Source organism: Acidovorax delafieldii 2AN, from assembly GCF_000175235.1.
Classification (GTDB): domain Bacteria; phylum Pseudomonadota; class Gammaproteobacteria; order Burkholderiales; family Burkholderiaceae_C; genus Acidovorax; species Acidovorax delafieldii_B.
On record NZ_ACQT01000544.1, the window covers coordinates 1 to 1072 of the forward strand.

Annotated in this window: 1 protein-coding gene; it reads right to left on the reverse strand. The window is 66.6% G+C overall.

Annotated features, from left to right (window positions below):
- Positions 1-926 (reverse strand): THUMP domain-containing class I SAM-dependent RNA methyltransferase (locus tag ACDELDRAFT_RS22910; RefSeq protein WP_005801559.1); only part of this gene is annotated, 926 nt, incomplete at its 3' end.
- Positions 927-1072: the final 146 nt, after the last annotated feature.

Genomic DNA, 1072 nt, shown 5'->3' on the forward strand with positions numbered 1-1072 from the left:
AGCATCACGCCAGGCTGCTCGCAAGGCGGCATGCGCTGCAGGGCGTCGCCGCCGCGCAGCTGCACCGCATCGGCCACCCCTGCGCGCTCGGCATTGCGCTGGGCAAAGTCCACCATGCGGTGGGCCACGTCACTGCCAAAAATGGGTACAGCGCTTTTCTGCATTGCGCTTTCAGCTTCGTTTTTAATAGCAGACCAGACGTGGGCCTGGAACGGCAGCAGCTTCTCGAAAGCAAACCTGCGCAGCCGGCCCGGCGGGATGCGGCAGGCGATCTGGGCGGCCTCGATGGCGATGGTGCCGCTGCCGCAGCAAGGGTCGTACAGCGGCACGGGGTGATCGCCATGCGGGTCCCAGCCGCTGGCGGCAATCATGGCGGCGGCCAGTGTTTCCTTGAGCGGGGCGTCGCCCTTGTCCTCGCGCCAGCCGCGCTTGAACAGCGGCTCGCCACTGGTGTCAATGTAGAGCGTGGCCTCGTCGGTGGTGAGGTGCATGTGGATGCGCACATCGGGCCACTGCGTATTCACATCGGGGCGCACGCCGGTCTTGGCGCGGAAGCGGTCGGCCACCGCGTCCTTGACCTTGAGGGCCGCGAAATTCAGGCTCGTGAGCGGGCTGTGCTGGGCCGTCACTTCGACCTTGAAGCTCTGGCGCGTGGTGAACCAGATTTCCCAGGCCACATCGCTGGCCATGCCGTAGAGGTCGTTTTCAGAGCGGTAGGGCCGGTGCGCCAGTTGCACCAGCACGCGCTGGGCCAGGCGGCTGTGCAGGTTCAGCAGCAGCGCATCGCGCCACGAGGCGCGCAGCAGCACGCCGCCACGGCCGGTGAGCAGGTCCTGCCCCGTGAGCCCGGTGATGGCGTGCACCTCGTCGGCCAGATAGCCTTCGACGCCGGCGGCGCAGGGAAGAAAGAGGGATAGGGCATTCATAAAGGAGGCCAAGGATACCCGCTCCCATGTTCAGCCCCTCTTTGTTCACAAAGAAGCGCTGCCAGCGCTTGCAAAACAAGTGCTGGCAGCCTGTTGCCCAGCAGATCAGCGCCGGCGTCGGCGCCGGGCCAGCAGCCCCAGGCCCC